Origin of the sequence: Pseudomonas sp. FH1 (assembly GCF_000510895.2) — a bacterium.
In the GTDB taxonomy this organism is placed as follows: domain Bacteria; phylum Pseudomonadota; class Gammaproteobacteria; order Pseudomonadales; family Pseudomonadaceae; genus Aquipseudomonas; species Aquipseudomonas azotoformans_A.
On the sequence record NZ_AOHM01000129.1, the window covers coordinates 356617 to 371062 of the forward strand.

At 60.2% G+C, this 14446-nt stretch carries 11 protein-coding genes; 1 reads left to right on the plus strand and 10 read right to left on the minus strand.

What is annotated here, in order from left to right; all coding sequences use genetic code 11:
* Positions 1-17 precede the first annotated feature (17 nt).
* Both fghA and H096_RS29480 read right to left on the minus strand, forming a co-directional pair.
* Entirely contained in the window at positions 18-869 is an 852-nt protein-coding gene (gene fghA, locus H096_RS29475; protein ID WP_191983028.1) for an S-formylglutathione hydrolase, read from the minus strand.
* A gap of 84 nt (positions 870-953) precedes the next feature.
* Positions 954-2066 carry an S-(hydroxymethyl)glutathione dehydrogenase/class III alcohol dehydrogenase gene (locus H096_RS29480; RefSeq protein WP_033902779.1) on the minus strand — a complete coding sequence of 371 codons (1113 nt, stop codon included), beginning with the start codon at positions 2064-2066 and terminating at the stop codon, positions 954-956.
* Between the two features lie 109 nt (positions 2067-2175).
* Between H096_RS29480 and H096_RS29485 the strand changes: the two genes are divergently transcribed.
* Positions 2176-3075 carry a LysR substrate-binding domain-containing protein gene (locus H096_RS29485; RefSeq protein WP_033902780.1) on the plus strand — a complete coding sequence of 300 codons (900 nt, stop codon included), beginning with the start codon at positions 2176-2178 and terminating at the stop codon, positions 3073-3075.
* On the opposite strand, the gene ispD is transcribed toward H096_RS29485, so the two are convergent.
* The 8 genes from ispD to dnaE all read right to left on the minus strand — a co-directional run bounded on the left by ispD (position 3072) and on the right by dnaE (position 14397).
* Positions 3072-3779 (minus strand): 2-C-methyl-D-erythritol 4-phosphate cytidylyltransferase, encoded by a 708-nt coding sequence (gene ispD, locus H096_RS29490; protein ID WP_033902781.1) that lies wholly within the window; start codon positions 3777-3779, stop codon positions 3072-3074. The genes H096_RS29485 and ispD overlap by 4 nt on opposite strands.
* Positions 3776-4054, minus strand: a complete 279-nt coding sequence (gene ftsB / locus H096_RS29495) for a cell division protein FtsB (RefSeq protein ID WP_003231201.1) — start codon at positions 4052-4054, stop codon at positions 3776-3778. The genes ispD and ftsB overlap by 4 nt, the downstream gene beginning before the upstream one ends.
* A 171-nt stretch (positions 4055-4225) precedes the next feature.
* Positions 4226-5515: a phosphopyruvate hydratase gene (eno, locus tag H096_RS29500; protein WP_016976873.1), complete on the minus strand. Its 1290-nt coding sequence runs from the start codon at positions 5513-5515 to the stop codon at positions 4226-4228.
* Positions 5516-5672: 157 nt separating this feature from the next.
* Positions 5673-6518, minus strand: a complete 846-nt coding sequence (kdsA, locus tag H096_RS29505) for a 3-deoxy-8-phosphooctulonate synthase (RefSeq protein WP_010212442.1) — start codon at positions 6516-6518, stop codon at positions 5673-5675.
* A 5-nt stretch (positions 6519-6523) separates the two neighbouring features.
* A complete protein-coding gene (locus H096_RS29510) occupies positions 6524-8155 on the minus strand; it encodes a CTP synthase (protein WP_010212443.1) in 1632 nt (543 codons plus the stop codon).
* A gap of 273 nt (positions 8156-8428) precedes the next feature.
* Positions 8429-9748: a tRNA lysidine(34) synthetase TilS gene (gene tilS, locus H096_RS29515; protein ID WP_033902782.1), complete on the minus strand. Its 1320-nt coding sequence runs from the start codon at positions 9746-9748 to the stop codon at positions 8429-8431.
* Positions 9749-9789: 41 nt separating this feature from the next.
* Entirely contained in the window at positions 9790-10737 is a 948-nt protein-coding gene (locus H096_RS29520) for an acetyl-CoA carboxylase carboxyltransferase subunit alpha (protein WP_016976871.1), read from the minus strand.
* Positions 10738-10875: 138 nt separating this feature from the next.
* A complete protein-coding gene (dnaE, locus tag H096_RS29525) occupies positions 10876-14397 on the minus strand; it encodes a DNA polymerase III subunit alpha (protein ID WP_033902783.1) in 3522 nt (1173 codons plus the stop codon).
* Between the last annotated feature and the right edge of the window lie 49 nt (positions 14398-14446).

Consider the following 14446-nt stretch of genomic DNA (forward strand, 5'->3'; position numbering starts at 1 on the left):
CCTACTTTTGCCTCACATTAACCGAGCAAAGCACGGCCATGGTGTCGCAAATGGTCTTCGATGAAGCTGGCGATAAAGAAGTAGCTGTGGTCGTAGCCAGGTTGCAGGCGCAGTTCCAGCGGATGAACGGCCGCCTTGGCCGCTTGCTGCAGGGCTTCAGGCTTGAGTTGCACGGCGAGGAAATCGTCGCGGTCGCCCTGGTCCACCAGCAGCGGCAGCTTTTCCGAGGCTTCGCTGATCAGCACGCAGGCATCCCACTCGCGCCATTTAGAGCGCTCTTCGCCCAAATAACGCGAGAAGGCTTTCTGGCCCCACGGGCAATCCATCGGGTTGTTGATCGGCGAAAACGCCGACACCGACAAGTAGCGCCCAGGGTTGCGCAACGCACACACCAGCGCCCCGTGGCCGCCCATGGAGTGGCCACTGATGCCGCGCCTGTCAGAAGCCGGGAAATGCGCCTCAACCAACGCCGGCAACTCCTGCACCACGTAGTCATGCATCCGATAGTGCTTGGCCCAAGGTTCCTGGGTGGCATTCAGGTAGAAGCCAGCGCCGAGCCCGAAATCCCAGGCGTTATCCGGATCACCCGGAACACCCGGCCCACGTGGGCTGGTGTCCGGCGCAACGATTATCAAGCCCAGCTCGGCAGCCATGCGCTGGGCGCCGGCTTTCTGCATGAAGTTCTCGTCGGTGCAGGTCAGGCCGGAGAGCCAGTACAGCACCGGCAACTTGCCGCCCTCCTCCGCTTGCGGCGGCAGGTAGACGGCGAAGGTCATGTCGCAACCGAGCACGTTGGAGCTGTGCTTGTAACGTTTGTGCCAACCGCCAAAACTTTTCTGGCAGGAGATATTTTCCAGGGTCATGGGAATGCTCCCAGCTGCAAGTTGCAAGCTTCAAGCCGCAAGCAAGGCGTACACCCGCTTGCAGCTTGCCGCTTATAGCTTGCCGCTGCTTCAAAAATGAATGACGGTACGAATGCTCTTGCCTTCATGCATCAGGTCAAACGCTTTGTTGATGTCTTCCAGGCCCATGGTGTGGGTGATGAAGGTATCCAGCGGGATCTCCCCGGTCTGGGCCATCTCCACATAGCTTGGCAATTCGCTGCGGCCGCGCACGCCGCCGAAGGCCGAACCGCGCCAGACGCGACCGGTCACCAACTGGAACGGACGGGTAGCGATTTCCTGACCGGCACCGGCGACGCCGATGATCACCGACTCACCCCAACCTTTGTGGCAGCACTCAAGCGCGGCGCGCATCAGTTGTACGTTGCCGATGCATTCGAAGGAGAAGTCCACGCCGCCGTCGGAGAGGTCGACGATCACGTCCTGGATCGGGCGATCGTAGTCTTTCGGGTTGATGCAGTCGGTGGCGCCCAATTGCTTGGCGATCTCGAACTTGGCCGGGTTGATATCGATGGCGATGATGCGGCCGGCCTTGGCCTTGACCGCACCGATCACCGCTGACAGGCCGATACCGCCGAGGCCGAAGATGGCCACGGTGTCGCCCGGCTTGACCTTGGCCGTGTTGATCACTGCACCGATACCGGTGGTGACGCCACAGCCCAGCAGGCAGACTTTTTCCAACGGGGCTTCTTTAGGAATCTTGGCCACGGAAATTTCCGGCAGCACGGTGTACTCGGAGAAAGTCGAGGTGCCCATGTAGTGGAAAATCGGCTGGCCTTTGTAGGAGAAACGCGTGGTGCCGTCCGGCATCAGGCCTTTGCCCTGGGTGGAACGGATGGCCTGGCACAGGTTGGTCTTACCCGACAGGCAGAATTTGCACTTGCCGCACTCCGGGGTGTACAGCGGGATCACGTGATCACCCACCGCCACCGACGTCACGCCCTCGCCGATCGCTTCGACCACCGCACCGCCCTCGTGACCGAGAATCGACGGGAAGATGCCTTCCGGATCAGCACCCGACAGCGTGTAGGCGTCGGTATGGCACACGCCCGAAGCGACTACGCGCAGCAACACTTCGCCGGCCTTGGGCATGGCGACATCCACTTCAACGATCTCAAGGGGCTTCTTGGCTTCGAAGGCTACGGCAGCGCGGGACTTGATCATCCGGGTTTCTCCAGGCGGTTGAAAATTGAGACGGTGAGTGTAAAACATGGCTGACTGATGAATAATCCGGACAAAAGCAAAACTTTATTGCTGTACAGGGATAATCGTGATGTTGGAAAACCGCTGGGAAGGCATCGATGAGTTCGTCGCGGTCGCCGAATGCAGCCAGTTCACCGCGGCGGCGGAACGGCTGGGCGTGTCGTCGTCCCACATCAGCCGCCAAGTGGCGCGCCTGGAAGAACGCCTGCAAACGCGGCTGCTGTATCGCAGTACACGCAAGGTGACCCTGACCGAAGCCGGCCAGACCTTTCTGCAACATTGTCAGCGCCTGCAGGACGGTCGCGAAGAAGCCTTGCGCGCGGTGGGCGACCTCGCCAGCGAACCCAAGGGCATGTTGCGCATGACCTGCGCGGTGGCGTACGGCGAGCGTTTTATCGTGCCGCTGGTTACACGGTTCATGGCGCTCTATCCACAGTTGCGGGTGGATATCGAGCTGAGCAACCGCCAGCTGGACCTGGTGCATGAAGGCCTCGACCTGGCGATCCGCCTGGGGCGTTTGCAGGATTCGCGCATGGTCGCCAGCCGACTGGCACCGAGGCGTATGTACTTGTGCGCGTCGCCGTCCTACCTGGCGCGGTATGGTCGGCCTCATAGTCTGTCGGAATTGAGTCGGCATAACTGCTTGATTGGCAGCTCGGATATCTGGCAACTCGCCCAGGACGGGCGGGAATTTTCCCAGCGGGTGCAGGGAAACTGGCGCTGCAACAGTGGGCAAGCGGTGCTGGACGCGGCGCTGCAGGGCGTGGGGTTATGCCAGTTGCCGGACTATTACGTGCTGGAGCACCTAAACAGTGGCGCGCTGGTGTCGTTGCTGGAAGCGCATCAGCCGCCGAATACCGCGGTGTGGGCGCTGTATCCGCAGCAGCGGCATTTGTCGCCGAAGGTCAGGAAGTTGGTGGATTTCTTGAAAGCCGGGCTGGCTGAAAGGCCCGAGTATGGCGTGGCTTAACGTCGGTTCGCCCACCGCAACCGCAACCACTCCAGGTCTTCCGGCCGGGTCACCTTGATATTGTCCGAGCGCCCTTCGATCAGGCGCGGCGCCTGGCCGGACCACTCCATCGCCGACGCTTCGTCAGTGATGACGGCATCCGCCACCAGGCTGTCGGCCAATGCGCGGTGCAAGGCACCGAGGCGGAACATCTGCGGCGTGTAGGCTTGCCAGATCAGGCTGCGGTCGACGGTCTCCACCACACGTCCGTGCTTGTCGACGCGCTTGAGCGTATCGCGGGCCGGCACGGCCAGCAGGCCGCCGACCGGGTCGTGCGCCAGCTCAGCCAGCAGTTTGTCGAGGTCATCGCGACTCAGGTTCGGTCGTGCCGCATCGTGCACCAGCACCCAATCGTCATCACTGGCACCCAGGGCATTCAGGTGCAACAGCGCATTGAGTACCGAGCCCGAACGCTCCGAGCCACCGTCCGCACGCTGGATACGCGGGTCAGCCGCACACGCCAGCGTCGGCCAATAAGGATCTTCAGGAGCAAGGCTGACCACCAGGCCTTTGAGCGATGGATGGTCGAGAAAACAGCCAAGGCTGTGTTCGAGAATAGTGCGCCCGCCCAACTGCAAGTATTGCTTGGGACGGTCCGCAGCCATACGGGCACCGACGCCCGCGGCAGGAATCACGGCCCAGAAGGCCGGCAAACTAGGGTTCATTGGGCCAACTGGTAGAGGGTTTCACCCTCCTTGACCATGCCCAATTCATGACGAGCCCGCTCTTCAACGGTCTCCGTGCCTTTTTTCAGCTCAAGCACTTCAGCATCGAGGACGCGGTTACGCTCCAGCAAGATCTCGTTTTCGGCGTGCTGTGCAGCAATTTGCTCAGTCAGGTCTTTTACCTGCGCAAAGCTGCCATTACCCACCCATAGGCGGTACTGCAGGCCAGCCAGCAACAAGAGCAAGACGAGGAACAACCAATTGGGACTGCGCATCGAATATCGGGTATCCAGTGAAAAAAGACAGCCATGCAAAACTTTTGAAGCAACTGATAGCACGAAGCCTGGAAGAACCAGGCTTGTGCTTGATAGCCATCAGATTAGCGTCGAAATACACACTGTCGTGAGTTTTCCGACGCAATCCGCTGACTTTTTACCATTTACTGATCAGCCGCGAAACTCGCCGCGACCGTTGTACTTGGCCTTGCCTGCCAGTTGCTCTTCGATACGCAACAATTGGTTGTACTTGGAAACGCGGTCGGAACGGCACAGGGAACCGGTCTTGATCTGGCCCGCCGAGGTGCCCACAGCCAAGTCGGCAATGGTCGAATCTTCGGTTTCGCCGGAGCGGTGGGAGATCACGGCGGTGTAGCCCGCAGCCTTGGCCATCTGGATGGCTTCCAGGGTTTCGGTCAGGGTGCCGATCTGGTTGAACTTGATCAGGATCGAGTTGGCGATCTTTTTATCGATGCCTTCTTTCAGGATCTTGGTGTTGGTCACGAACAGGTCGTCGCCCACCAGCTGGATTTTCTCGCCGATCTTGTCGGTGAGGATTTTCCAGCCGTCCCAGTCGGACTCGTCCAGGCCGTCTTCGATCGAGATGATCGGGTAGCGCTCGGTCAAGCCCTTCAGGTAGTCAGCGAAACCTTCGGAGTTGAACACCTGGCCTTCGCCGGACAGGTTGTACTTGCCGTCCTCAAAGAACTCGCTAGCCGCGCAGTCCAGGGCCAGGGTCACGTCAGTGCCCAATTTGTAGCCAGCGTTGGCCACGGCTTCGGAGATCACTTTCAGTGCATCTTCGTTGGACGCCAGGTTCGGTGCGAACCCCCCTTCGTCACCTACCGCAGTGCTCAGGCCACGGGCCTTCAGCACAGCTTTGAGGTGATGAAAAATCTCGGTGCCCATGCGCAGGCCTTCGGAGAAGGACTTGGCGCCAACCGGCTGCACCATGAATTCCTGGATGTCGACGTTGTTATCGGCGTGCTCGCCACCGTTGATGATGTTCATCATCGGCACCGGCATGGAGTAAACACCCGGCGTGCCGTTCAGGTTGGCGATGTGTGCGTACAGCGGCAGGTCCTGGTCCTGGGCAGCGGCCTTGGCGGCGGCCAGGGACACGGCGAGGATGGCGTTGGCGCCCAGGCTGCCTTTGTTTTCGGTGCCGTCGAGCTTGATCATCGCGTGGTCCAGGGCTTTCTGGTCCAGCGGGTCCTTGCCCAGCAACAGGTCACGGATCGGGCCGTTGATGTTGGCTACAGCCTTGAGTACACCCTTGCCCAGGTAACGGCTCTTGTCGCCATCACGCAGCTCCAGCGCTTCGCGCGAACCGGTAGAAGCACCGGACGGCGCGCAGGCGCTGCCGATGATGCCGTTATCGAGAAGCACGTCGGCTTCGACGGTGGGGTTGCCACGGGAGTCGAGAACTTCACGACCTTTGATGTCGACGATTTTTGCCATTGTTGTAAACACTCCAAAGTTGACGAAAACGACGCAGCTGAAGGAAATCTTTTGACCGACCGCAAGGGTGGAACAACGAGGCAGGCTTGCAGACGACAAGGCTCAGGCCCGCAGGCCTGAGCGTAAAGCGTGGGAAATTCTACCGGAGAAACGCGGCTTACGCGGTCTCTACCGTCGGAAAACTCTTGACCAGTTCGTCCAACTGCTTGAGCTGGGCCAGGAATGGCTCCAGCTTGTCCAGGCGCAGGGCGCATGGGCCGTCGCACTTGGCGTTATCCGGGTCCGGGTGGGCTTCCAGGAACAGGCCCGCCAGGGACTGGCTGATGCCAGCCTTGGCCAGGTCCAGCACCTGGGCACGGCGCCCGCCCGCGGAATCGGCGCGACCACCGGGCATTTGCAGCGCGTGGGTCACGTCGAAGAACACCGGGTATTCGAACTGTTTCATGATGCCGAAACCGAGCATGTCCACCACGAGGTTGTTGTAGCCGAAGCTCGAACCGCGCTCGCAGAGGATCAACTGGTCGTTACCCGCTTCCACGCACTTGTTCAGGATGTGTTTCATCTCCTGGGGTGCGAGGAACTGGGCTTTCTTGATATTGATCACCGCGCCGGTCTTGGCCATCGCCACGACCAGGTCGGTCTGGCGCGACAGGAAGGCCGGCAACTGGATGATGTCGCACACCTCGGCGACCACGGCAGCCTGTTCAGGCTCGTGGACGTCGGTGATGATCGGCACGCCGAAGGCTTGCTTGATGTCCTGGAAGATCCGCATGCCTTCTTCAAGGCCTGGGCCGCGATAGGAGGTCACGGACGAACGGTTGGCCTTGTCGAAGCTGGCCTTGAACACGTAAGGGATACCGAGTTTCTCGGTAACCTTCACGTACTCTTCACAGACCTGCATCGCCATGTCGCGGCTTTCCAGCACGTTCATGCCGCCGAACAGCACCATGGGCTTGTCGTTGGCAATCTCGATGTCGCCGACGCGAATGATCTTCTGGGCCATCAGGGTTACGCCTTCTTCTGGTGTTGCGTCAGTGCGGCCTTGACGAAACCGCTGAACAACGGGTGACCGTCGCGCGGCGTCGAGGTGAACTCAGGGTGGAACTGGCACGCCACGAACCACGGATGATCCGGTGCTTCGACCACTTCAACCAGCGCGCCATCACCGGAGCGACCGGAGATTTTCAGGCCGGCCTCTTTGATTTGCGGCAGCAGGTTGTTGTTCACTTCGTAGCGGTGACGGTGACGCTCGACGATCACGTCCTTGCCGTAGCAATCGTGAACCAGCGAGCCCGGCTCCAGCAGGCAGTCCTGCGCGCCGAGGCGCATGGTGCCGCCCAGGTCGGACGCTTCGGTACGGGTCTCGACCGCGCCGGTGGCATCTTCCCACTCGGTGATCAGGCCCACGACCGGGTGACCGCTCTTGCTGTCGAACTCGGTGGAGTTGGCGTCTTTCCAGCCCAGCACGTTACGGGCGAACTCGATGACGGCCACTTGCATGCCCAGGCAGATACCCAGGTACGGCACCTTGTTCTCGCGAGCATATTGAACAGCGGTGATCTTGCCTTCCACGCCACGCAGGCCGAAACCGCCGGGAACGAGGATCGCGTCGACACCTTCGAGCAAGGCAGTGCCTTGGTTCTCGATGTCTTCAGAGTCGATGTAGCGCAGGTTGACCTTGGTACGGTTGCTGATACCGGCGTGGCTCATCGCTTCGATCAGCGACTTGTACGCGTCCAGCAGTTCCATGTACTTGCCGACCATCGCGATGGTGACTTCGTGCTCAGGGTTGAGCTTGGCGTCGACCACGGCTTCCCACTCGGACAGGTCCGCACCGTTGCATTGCAGGCCGAAACGCTCGACCACAAAATCGTCCAGGCCTTGCGAATGCAGGATGCCCGGGATCTTGTAGATGGTGTCGGCGTCTTCCAGCGCGATCACCGCACGTTCTTCAACGTTGGTAAATTGCGCGATCTTGCGACGCGAGGAAATGTCGATCGGGTGATCGGAGCGGCACACCAACACGTCCGGCTGCAGGCCGATGGAACGCAGTTCCTTGACCGAATGCTGGGTAGGCTTGGTTTTGGTTTCGCCGGCGGTGGCGATGTACGGGACCAGGGTCAGGTGCATCAGCATCGCGCGCTTGGCGCCGACTTCGAAACGCAGCTGGCGGATGGCTTCGAGGAACGGTTGCGACTCGATGTCACCGACGGTGCCACCGATCTCGACCATGGCCACGTCGGCATCGCCTGCACCCTTGATGATGCGGCGCTTGATCTCGTCGGTGATGTGCGGGATCACCTGGATAGTTGCACCCAGGTAGTCACCACGGCGCTCCTTGCGCAGCACGTGCTCGTAGACACGGCCGGTGGTGAAGTTGTTGTTCTGGGTCATTGTCGTGCGGATGAACCGCTCGTAGTGGCCCAGGTCCAGGTCGGTCTCGGCGCCGTCGTGGGTGACGAACACTTCACCGTGCTGGAACGGGCTCATGGTGCCCGGGTCAACGTTGATGTACGGGTCCAGCTTGAGCATGGTGACCTTAAGTCCCCGCGCCTCCAGGATGGCCGCCAATGAAGCCGATGCGATGCCTTTCCCCAATGAAGAAACAACACCGCCCGTGACGAATATGTAGCGCGTCATGAAAAACCCTAGAAGTCTGCGTTAAAGCGGTCCGAGCCGCCGGGGAAAGCGAAGGAAGGCCGAAGCCCCCGATCACCTGCATTAATCACAGTGCACCTTTCAAAAAAACCGCCGCGTGGTGACAGACCAGCAATGAAACACCGGTACGTTGATCGCTACACATTTTTTGGAATCGCCCAGCAAAGACTGCTTGGTAATCGGCAACTGCTGCGATTCAAACGAATCCACAGAAGTTGTATCAAGAAGGGAGCGTAGTCTACCGGAAAGGCGCTATCAGCTCAAACCTTGATCGCAGGTCTGTGGCATCCAATGTAATTGCCAGTCATCACTTGGTGCCGGCCAGAGTCCCGCAAGGCTGGGCGCACCCAGCAATTGCTCGCCCTGGTAAAGCAGCGGCAATCTGCCACGGACGCAACCCGGCAGGCCACTTTCGTTAAGCAGGCGCTTCAAGTCGCGCCGACCTCGGCCGGGCACAGCAAGGATTTCGCCGCCCTGGCGGTAGCGGATCGTCAATGGGCCTCCGGGTATCCTGCCCGTCAGTTTCACCTGACCATTGCCGGGTAACTCTAGTGGGTTTTGCGGATCGGGCCAGCTCACCGTTGCGTCGGAAAATTCCGACCAAGTGGAGGGCAGCCACCAGATACGTTCACCGCTGCGGTGCAATTCGCCATCAGCCAAGCGCCATTGGGGTTGTGCGTCACCCTTGGCATCCCGCAGGGAATACCAACTGGCCCAGTGGTCGCTGTCGGGCAAACGGGTCAGAGGGGTTAGCCAGTGACGTAGGGCGTTGCGTTGGCGGGCGTCGGATAGCTCGCGCAACGGCGTAAGCGACAGGGACGGCAAGTGCAACCAGGGAAACGGCGAAGGCTGATTGGCCGCTTGCAGGTCCATCTGTGCCAACTCATCCAGCAGGGCCTGGGCCTCATTGAGGTGCTCGGCAGTCCGCGCCAGGTTTGAGTTAGCCTGCGGCCAGCGCTCCGCCAGTACTGGAAGCACGCGGTGGCGCAGGTAATTACGGGAGAACCGCGAGTCCGCGTTCGAAGGATCTTCAATCCATGTGAGCTGGTGCGCCTCGGCATAGGCTTCCAGCTCTGCACGCGGGACATCCAACAAGGGCCGTACAAGGTAGCCTGCCGCCAGCGAGCGCTGTACCGGCATTGCCGCCAGCCCGCGCACCCCTGCCCCACGCAGCAGACGGAACAACAAGGTTTCTGCCTGATCGTCGCGATGCTGGCCCGTCAGTAGCACCTCCCCTGCTCCGGTCACCTCGGTAAACACCTGGTAACGCGCGTCACGGGCAGCACGCTCAAGACTGGCGCCGGGTTGCACCTGCACACGCATCACGCGCAACGGCACGCCCAGGCTGTCGCATGTCGACTGACAGTGAGCGGGCCATGCATCAGCTGCAGCTTGTAGGCCATGATGAACATGCACAGCACTGAGGGGCGGGAGCGATTCGGTGTTGGCCAAATTGGCGAGGAGGTGCAGCAGGACGGTGGAATCAAGCCCACCCGAGAATGCGATGTGCCAGGCCGGGGCATTGCGCCAGGGGGCCAGGGTTTGCAGGAGCCGGGCAGGCAGAGAAGTTTTCACAGCATGCCCGCTCCCACAATGGTGCAGCGTCGTCGGTCAGATCAGAGACCGTAGCTCATCAAACGCTCATAACGACGGGCCAGCAGCGCTTCGTTATCCAGCTTCTTGAGCATCGCCAGCTGCGAACCCAGTTCAGCACGGATCGTCGCGGCGGCAGCAGCCGGGTCGCGGTGGGCGCCGCCCAAAGGCTCGGCGATGACTTTATCCACGATACCCAAACCTTTGAGGCGATCAGCGGTGATACCCATGGCTTCGGCAGCGTCCGGCGCTTTCTCGGCCGTTTTCCACAGGATCGAGGCGCAACCTTCCGGCGAAATCACCGCGTAGGTCGAATACTGCAGCATGTTCAACTGGTCACAGACGCCAATAGCCAGTGCTCCGCCGGAACCACCCTCACCAATCACGGTGGCGATGATTGGGGTTTTCAGGCGGGCCATGACGCGCAGGTTCCAGGCGATCGCTTCGCTCTGGTTGCGCTCTTCAGCGTCGATACCTGGGTAAGCACCCGGCGTGTCGATGAAGGTCAGGATCGGCATCTTGAAGCGTTCGGCCATTTCCATCAGGCGGCACGCCTTGCGGTAGCCTTCAGGACGCGGCATGCCGAAGTTGCGGCGCACTTTTTCGCGCACTTCACGGCCTTTCTGGTGACCGATCACCATTACCGGCTGGTCGTCCAGGCGAGCAATACCGCCCACGATGGCCGCGTCGTCGGAGAAGTGGCGGTCGCCGTGCAGCTCGTCGAACTCGGTGAAGATGTGCTGAATGTAGTCCAGGGTGTACGGACGGCGCGGGTGGCGGGCCAGGCGCGCGATCTGCCAGCTGGTCAGCTTGCCGAAGATGTCTTCGGTGAGCGTGCTGCTCTTGTCTTGCAGGCGAGCGATCTCATCGCCGATATTCAGCGAATTGTCATTGCCGACCAGGCGCAGCTCTTCGATCTTGGCTTGCAGGTCAGCGATCGGCTGTTCGAAATCAAGAAAATTCGGGTTCATAAGCGTCCGTCTTGGGTCGACGGCCAGGGCGTGCCTGGCCAGCCGGTTGTCTATTCGCGCCCTACCTTAAGGGAGAGGCGCGTTTAGGTCGAGATTAAATGTTCAGTCGAGATCAGGCTATGTAGGACTGCCTGACCGTCAACGGTATTGGAGGAAGACGTTGTCACGGCCGAACTGGTCACGCAATGCTTGAATCAAGCCATCAGCCGGATCAATTCGCCAGGTCTCGCCAAACTGCAGCATGGCCTTGGCGTCACTGCCGGTGTACTCCATGGTCACCGGGCACGCGCCACGGTGGCGCTTGAGCAAATCACCCAACCAGCGTAGCTGATCGCCCTTGAGCGCTTCGGTTTTTACCTTCAAGCGCAGGCTTTCGGCCAGATTGGTGCGCGCGTCTTCCATGCTCATCACCCGCTTGATCCGCAGCCGCAGGCCGCCGGAGAAGTCATCGTTGCTGACCTCCCCTTCCACCACCACCATGGCATCGGTCTGCAACAGCGACTGTGCGGAGTGGAAGGCATCGGCAAACAGCGAGGCTTCAATGCGCCCTGAACGGTCGTCAAGGGTGATGAAGCCCATCTTGTCGCCCTTTTTATTCTTCATCACCCGCAAGGCGATGATCATGCCGGCAACGGTCTGGGTATCCCGCGCAGGTTTCAGGTCGATGATGCGCTGACGGGCGAAACGGCGGATCTCACCCTCGTATTCATCAATCGGGTGACCGGTAAGGTACAGGCCCAAGGTGTCTTTCTCACCCTTGAGGCGCTCCTTGAGAGTCAGCTCCTTGGCCTTGCGGTGGTTAGCGTACACATCCGCGTCTTCTTCGACGAACAACCCGCCAAACAGGTCGGCATGGCCGCTGTCATGGGTGCGGGCGGTCTGTTCGGCAGCCTTGATCGCTTCTTCCATGGCGGTGAGCAGCACCGCACGGTTGCGGTCGATATTCGCCTGGTAAGCCTTGGGCTCATCATGGAAATACGGGCCGAGACGGTCGAGTGCGCCGCTGCGGATCAGGCCATCGAGGGTACGCTTGTTAATGCGCTTGAGGTCAACCCGCGCGCAGAAGTCGAACAGGTCGGCGAACGGCCCACTCTGACGCGCTTCAACGATAGCTTCCACCGGGCTTTCGCCTACGCCTTTGATCGCGCCCAGGCCATAAATGATGCGGCCTTCGTCGTTCACCGTGAACTTGAACTCAGAGGCGTTCACGTCCGGCGCATCGAGGCGCAGCTTCATGGTGCGCACTTCTTCGATCAAGGTCACGACCTTGTCGGTGTTGTGCATATCCGCCGAGAGTACCGCCGCCATGAATGGCGCCGGGTAGTGGGCCTTCAGCCAGGCAGTCTGGTACGACACCAGGCCGTAGGCGGCGGAGTGGGATTTGTTGAAGCCATAACCGGCGAATTTTTCCACCAGGTCGAAAATGTTACCCGCCAGGTCCGCGTCGATATTGTTGGTTGCACAACCCTCAATGAAACCGCCACGCTGCTTGGCCATTTCCTCGGGTTTTTTCTTACCCATGGCGCGACGCAGCATGTCCGCGCCACCCAGGGTGTAACCGGCCATCACCTGGGCGATCTGCATCACCTGTTCTTGATACAGGATGATGCCGTAAGTCGGCGCCAATACCGGCTTGAGGCCTTCATACTGGTAGTCAGAGTGCGGATACGCCAGCTCGGCGCGGCCGTGCTTACGGTTGATGAAGTCGTCCACCATGCCCGATTGCAGCGGGCCCGGACGGAACAGGGCCACCAGTGCGATCAAGTCTTCCAGGCAGTCGGGCTTGAGCTTTTTGATCAGCTCTTTCATGCCCCGCGACTCAAGCTGGAACACCGCCGTGGTTTCGGCCTTTTGCAGCAACTGGTAGGTCGGTTTGTCGTCCAGCGGGATAAACGCAATATCCAGCGGCGCTTCGTTGACCTTGGCGCGGTCACGGTTGATGGTCTTGAGCGCCCAGTCGATGATCGTCAGGGTCCGCAGGCCGAGGAAGTCGAACTTCACCAGGCCGGCCGCCTCCACATCATCCTTATCGAACTGGGTTACCAGGCCGTCGCCTTCTTCGTCGCAATAAATCGGCGAAAAGTCGGTGAGCTTTGTAGGCGCAATCACCACACCGCCGGCGTGTTTACCGACGTTACGCACCACGCCTTCAAGCTTGCGCGCCATGTCCCAGATTTCGGCGGCTTCTTCATCGATCTTGATGAAGTCGCGCAGGATTTCTTCCTGCTCGTAGGCTTTTTCCAGGGTCATGCCGACTTCGAACGGGATCATCTTCGACAGACGGTCCGCCAAGCCGTAGGACTTGCCCTGCACCCGCGCCACGTCACGGATTACAGCCTTCGCCGCCATGGAACCGAAGGTGATGATCTGGCTCACCGCATTGCGACCGTATTTCTCGGCCACGTACTCGATCACGCGGTCACGGCCGTCCATGCAGAAGTCGACGTCGAAGTCGGGCATGGAAACCCGTTCCGGGTTCAGGAAGCGCTCGAACAGCAGGTCATATTCCAGCGGGTCGAGGTCGGTAATCTTCTGTACGTAAGCCACCAGCGAACCGGCACCCGACCCCCGTCCCGGACCTACCGGCACGCCGTTGCTTTTGGCCCACTGGATAAAGTCCATTACGATCAGGAAGTAACCGGGGAACCCCATCTGGATGATGATATCCAGCTCGAAATTCAGCCGATCGACGTAGACCTGGCGCTTGGCGTCGTAATCTTCGGTGGTTTCCTTGGGCAGCAGGACGCTGAGCCGCTCTTCGAGGCCGTCGAACGAGACTTTGCGGAAGTACTCGTCGATGGTCATGCCATCCGGAATCGGGAAGTTGGGCAGGAAGTGCTTGCCCAGCTTGACTTCGATGTTGCAACGCTTGGCAATTTCGACGGAGTTTTCCAGGGCCTCGGGCAGGTCGCTGAACAGTTCGGCCATTTCGTCGGCGCTTTTGAGGTACTGCTCTTCGCTGTAGTTCTTCGAGCGACGCGGGTCGTCCAAGGCCCGGCCTTCACCGATGCACACGCGGGTTTCGTGGGCCTCGAAATCTTCCTTCTTGATGAAGCGCACATCGTTGGTGGCAACCAGCGGCGCGCCCAACTTGTCAGCCAGGGCCACGGCGGCGTGCAGGTGCTCTTCGTCGTTGGGGCGATTGGTGCGCTGGACTTCCAGGTAGAAACGGTCAGGGAAGACCTGCATCCACTCCTTGGCCAAGACTTCGGCTTCCTGCGGGTTGCCGCCCAACAGCGCGACACCGATTTCGCCCTCTTTGGCGGCCGACAGCATGATCAGGCCATCGCTGGCCTCGGCGACCCATTCGCGCTCGATGATGATCGAGCCATTGCGCTGGCCGTCGATGAAACCACGGGAAATCAGTTCGGTGAGGTTGCGATAACCCACGCCGTTCATCGCCAACAGGCTGATGCGGCTCAGCGGGTTATCCGGATCTTTGTTGGACAGCCATAGATCGGCGCCGCAGATCGGCTTGATGCCGGCGCCCATGGCGTTCTTGTAGAACTTGACCAGGGAGCACATGTTGTTCTGATCGGTCACCGCGACCGCAGGCATGTTCATGCCCACCAGGGTTTTGACCAGCGGTTTGATCCGTACCAGGCCGTCGACCAAGGAGTATTCAGTGTGCAGGCGTAGGTGAACGAATGAAGCCGGCATAGTGATCTCTTATACGTGGAAAACAACAAGGCCCGGATTGTACCGGGCC